The organism is Nocardioides turkmenicus, from assembly GCF_011045035.1.
GTDB lineage: Bacteria > Actinomycetota > Actinomycetes > Propionibacteriales > Nocardioidaceae > Nocardioides > Nocardioides turkmenicus.
Genome location: NZ_JAALAA010000045.1, coordinates 1 through 5230 on the forward strand (window position 1 = coordinate 1; position 5230 = coordinate 5230).

The following is a 5230-nucleotide window of genomic DNA, read 5'->3' on the forward strand; positions in this document are numbered from 1 at the left end:
GACCCCCACGCCTCACCCGACCCCGGCCCCACACCCGACGCCGGCTCCGACGCCGGCTCCAACGACGGGTGGCGGCCAGCAGCCTCCGGCGCCGGCGCAGCCTCGCGGGGTCATGCTCAAGGTCGACTCCGGCGAGCGGATCCCGGTGACCGGCCTGGTGCTGGTCGGCCGCGACCCCGCGCTCACGGAGAACACTCTGGGGGCGCGTACGGTCTCGATCATCGACGTGTCGGTCTCGAAGACCCACCTCTCGCTGCGGCCCAGCGGTGACGGCGTCGAGGTCACCGACCGCGGCTCGACCAACGGCACCGTGGTGATCCACGACGGTGCCACCCGGCGGCTGAAGGCCTGGGAGCCGGTGCTGGCCCCGGTCGGCGCGATGATCCGGTTCGGCGACCGCTCCGCCCTGGTGCGCCGCGGGTGACCGCGGTCCGCCCGCCCGATCTTTACTGCATGGTCTGACACAGACGTTGACGAGGGGAACGAAGGATGAAGGTCAAGCTCACTCTGCACCGGCCGGGTGTCGCGCCGGCGGATGTGATCGTCACCGCCGACTCCACGGCCACCGCCGGTGACGTCGCTCGCCACATCGCCGACGCCGATCCGGCTCGTTCGATCATCGCGGGTGAGCACGACGTCCTGACCCTCGCGGTGGCCCCGCCGACCGCAGAGCGGATGGAGCCGCTCCAGCACGACATCCCCATCGGTGAGGCCCCGATCGGGTCCGGGTTCGCCGCTGCCGTGGTCAACCTGGGTCCCGACCACGAGGCGACCGGCTCGCGGCGCAAGAGCGTCGGCGTGCTTCGCGCGATCGACGGTCCCGTACGCGGTCAGGCCTTCCCGCTGGTCATGGGCCACGCGTCGATCGGTCGCGGCCCCGAGAACGACATCGTGCTGGCCGACCCGATGGTCTCCAAGCGTCACGCCCGCATCGAGGTGGACCGCTCGGTCGAGCTGGTCGACCTCAACTCGGCCAACGGCGTCGTCGTCGACGGCACCCAGGTCTCCCGCGTACGTCTGGCGCCGGACACGCCGGTCGTCATCGGCAGCACCACGCTGGTCATGCAGCTCTCGGCCGACTTCCTCTCCGCCGTCGAGGACCCGGTCCTCGAGCGTGGTGGCGGCCTGCTCTTCAACCGCAGCCCGCGGGTCGACGTCCGCTACCCCGGCACCGAGCACCCGCCGCCGTGGATGCCGACCGAGATGCAGAAGAAGCTGTTCCCGTGGTTCGTGCTGATCGCGCCGGTGATCATGGCGCTGTCGATCTACGCGATGACCGGGCGCGCCCGGGCGCTGCTGCTGGTCGTGATGACCCCGATGATGGCGGTCGGCAACTACATCAACCAGCACCGGCAGGCCGGCGCGAAGCAGGACCACGAGATCGAGCTCTTCGAGCGGCAGTTCGAGAAGCTGGAAGAGATCTTCTACCGCAGCAAGCCCGAGGAGGAGCTGGCCCGCAACGAGGAGGTCCCGGCGGTCGCCGAGGTCTTCGAGCAGGCGATGCAGCTCGGTCCGCGGCTGTGGACCAGGCGTCCTGAGCACTGGAACTTCCTGGCCGTACGCCTGGGCACCACCCGCGCGCTCTCGCGCAACTCGATCGCGGAGCGCGACACCCAGAACGGCCTGCCCGAGTACATCGAGCGCGTCGAGCGGCTGAAGGAGCGCTACAAGTACGTCGACGACGTTCCGCTGCTGGAGTCGCTGCCCGCGGTGGGCTCCGTCGGTGTCGCCGGTCCGGCTGGCCCGGCCGCCGATGCGATGCGCGGGATCGCGGTGCAGCTCTTCGGTCTGCACGCACCCAACGAGGTCGTCACCGTCGCCTTCGCCGACCCCGACTGGGTCGAGGAGTTCGAGTGGCTGAAGTGGCTGCCGCACACCACCTCGGAGACCAACCGGTTCAAGGACATGCCGCTGGCCGACTCCGCGCCGACGGCGAACGCGCTGCTCAGCGCGCTGGAGGAATACATCATGCGCGCCGGGAGGACCGCGGAGCACCGCGGCCCGTTCCCCGAGAAGTGGAACCCGATGCAGTACGGCACCGACGTCGCGCGGGCCGGCGAGGAGACCAACGCCCGGGTGCAGGTCTCCATCATCGTCTTCGTCACCAACGACGCTCCGGTGGACCGTGCCCGGCTGGTGCAGGTCCTCGAGCGCGGCGCCGATGTCGGCGTACACGCCGTCTTCATGTCGTCCACCGTCGAGGCGCTGCCGGCGGTGTGCCGCAGCTACCTGGACGTCAGCGAGGGCCTGGAGAACGCCACGGTCGGTCTGGTCCGCAACGGCGACCTCTACGAGGGCGTCACCGTCGAGGGCGTCTCCAACGCCTACATGGACATGTTCGCCAAGCGGCTCGCGCCGGTCGTGGACGCCAGCACCGTCGTACACGACTCCTCCGACCTGCCGAACTCGGTCGGCTTCCTGTCTCTGGTGGGCAACGAGGTCGCCGAGGACCCCCACTCGGTCATCGAGCGCTGGCGGCAGAACAACTCGATCATCGACCGCTCCGACCGGCCGCGGCCGCGGCTGAAGAAGGCCGGAAACCTCCGTGCGATCATCGGCCAGGGCGCCTCGGACGCGATGACCCTGGACCTGCGTACGCAGGGCCCGCACGCCCTCGTCGGCGGCACCACCGGTGCCGGTAAGTCCGAGTTCCTGCAGGCGTGGGTGCTCGGTATCGCCTCGGCCCACTCGCCCGACCGGGTGACCTTCCTCTTCGTCGACTACAAGGGCGGCTCGGCCTTCGCCGACTGTGTCGACCTGCCGCACTGCGTCGGTCTGGTGACGGACCTGTCACCTCACCTGGTGCGACGCGCGCTGACCTCGCTCCGCGCCGAGCTGCACTACCGCGAGCACCTGTTCAACCGGAAGAAGGCCAAGGACCTCCTCGAGCTGGAGAAGCGCCAGGACCCGGAGTGCCCGCCCGCGCTGGTGCTGGTCATCGACGAGTTCGCGGCGCTGGCCGGCGAGGTCCCCGAGTTCGTCGACGGTGTCGTCGACATCGCCCAGCGAGGCCGTTCGCTCGGCATCCACCTGATCATGGCGACCCAGCGGCCGGCCGGCGTCATCAAGGACAACCTGCGGGCCAACACCAACCTCCGCGTCGCCCTGCGGATGGCAGACGAGAGCGACTCCAAGGACGTCGTCGACGACCCGGTGGCCGCGTCCTTCCCGCCGTCCCTGCCCGGCCGCGGCATCGCGAAGACCGGTCCGGGTCGCCTGACCCCGTTCCAGTCCGCGTACGCCGGTGGCTGGACCCGCAACGACGAGGTCGTCACCGCCGACGTGAAGGTGGCCGAGCTCAAGTTCGGTTCGATCACCGAGTGGGAGCCGGAGCGTCCGCCGGAGAGCGACTCGCACGACGAGGACCTCGGCCCGAACGACCAGAAGCGTGTCGTGACCACACTGATCCGTGCCGCCGACGCCGCCGGCCTGCCAGCGCCGCGGCGTCCGTGGCTCGACGACCTCGCGACCGTCGTCGACATGCGTGACCTCCCGCTCGAGGGCGACGGCCAGATCCTGCTGGGTCTCGCCGACCTCCCGGAGCGGCAGCAGCAGAACGCGATCTACTTCACCCCGGACCGCGACGGCTCGCTGCTCATCTTCGGCTCGTCCGGGTCGGGCAAGTCGACCCTGCTCAAGACGATCGCGACCGCGGCCGGCGCCCGTCCGGAGCTCGGCACGGTCCAGGTCTACGGCCTCGACTTCGCCTCCGGCGCGCTGGGTGCGATCGAGCGTCTCCCGCACGTCGGCTCGATCATCGACGGCGACGACGCCGAGCGTCTGCAGCGGCTGATGCGTACGCTCGAGCGGGAGATGGACCGTCGCTCGGACCTGTTCGCGAAGGCCTCCGCGGCGAACCTCAGCGAATACCGTGAACTCGCCGACGCCTCGATGCCGCGCATCCTGCTGCTCATCGACAACTACCCCGAGTTCAAGAAGGAGTGGGAGATCGCCGCCGGACGCGCGCCGTTCTACCAGTCCTTCATGCGGGTCCTCGGCGAGGGCCGCCCGCTCGGTATCCACGCGGTGATCACCGCCGACCGGTCGGGGTCCGTCCCGACGGCCGTCTTCGCGAACATCCCGCGCCGCGTCGTCATGCGGCTCTCCGACCCGAGCCAGTACGTCCTCGTCGGAGCACCCAAGGACGTACTCAACGAGCAGTCGGTGCCCGGCCGTGCCGTCGTCGACAAGGCCGAGGTGCAGCTCGCCGTGCTCGGCGGCACGACCAACGTCGCCGAGCAGACCAAGGCCCTCGACGAGCTCGTCGGCCAGCTGCGCGCCCAGGGCGCTCCCGAGGTCGGCGAGATCGGCGCCCTGCCGACGAAGATCTCCAGCAGTGCCATGCCGGCCCAGGTCAACGGCCAGCCCGTCTTCGGTATCGCCGACGACACCCTGTCCCCGCGCGGCTTCGACCCGATCGGCTCGTTCATCATCACCGGCCCGCCGCAGTCCGGAAAGACGAACGCTCTCAAGGCCCTCGTCGAGTCCGTCGAGCGCTTCGACCCCGAGGTCAAGCTGTTCCACCTCGGCAGCCGTCGCGCCACCCTGGGCGACTTCCGACCGTGGGTACGCAGCGCCACCCGCCCCGACGACGAGAAGGCGCTCGTCACCGAGCTCGCCGAGATCGTCGCCGACGAGTCCTTCCCCGGCCGCATCATGATCGTCGCCGAGGACATGACCCACCTGGCCGACGGTCCCGCCGACCGCCCGATGCGGGCCCTGCTGCAGGCCATCAACAACTCCGACCACCTCTTCGTCGGCGACGCCGACGTCACTCGGGCCGGCGGCGGCTCGGGCGTCATGGGTGAATGGAAGGCCGCTCGCCAGGGCATCGTGCTCAAGCCGGACACCTACGACGGCGACACGCTGTTCAAGGTCCCGTTCGGCAAGCTCAAGCGCACCGACTTCCCGGCGGGCCGCGGAATCTTCGTCCAGGCCGGCCGCACGGTGACCATGCAGATGCCGCTGGCGAGCGACTCCGAGGGCTCTGTCTGAACGTCTGCATAAATCGGGCAACGAACCGGTTTTTACCCTTCACAGGTGAGAAGAGTGTGGCCTACGGTGGCCACCGGCGCCCCTGACCGGCGTCTTGTAATGGAAATCGCGGGAAAGGCAATGATCGATGAGTGACTTCGGGGCAACATACGACGAGATGACCGGCACCGCCGACAAGCTCGACCAGGGTAAGGACACGATCGAGTCCGCTCTGGATGAGTGCCAGGGCTACGTC

At 69.6% G+C, this 5230-nt stretch carries 2 protein-coding genes; both read left to right on the top strand.

Annotated features, from left to right (window positions below):
• On the top strand, positions 1-424 hold a 424-nt coding region (locus tag G5C66_RS25500; RefSeq protein WP_206444557.1), incomplete at its 5' end, for an FHA domain-containing protein.
• 65 nt (positions 425-489) lie between these two features.
• Positions 490-4995: an FtsK/SpoIIIE domain-containing protein gene (locus tag G5C66_RS25505; RefSeq protein WP_165114648.1), complete on the top strand. Its 4506-nt coding sequence runs from the start codon at positions 490-492 to the stop codon at positions 4993-4995.
• Positions 4996-5230 lie beyond the last annotated feature (235 nt).

Coding starts and splice junctions, on each gene's coding strand:
- G5C66_RS25505 (WP_165114648.1), top strand. CDS start 490: ATGAAGGTCAAGCTCACTCTGCACCGGCCGGGTGTCGCGCCGGCGGAT.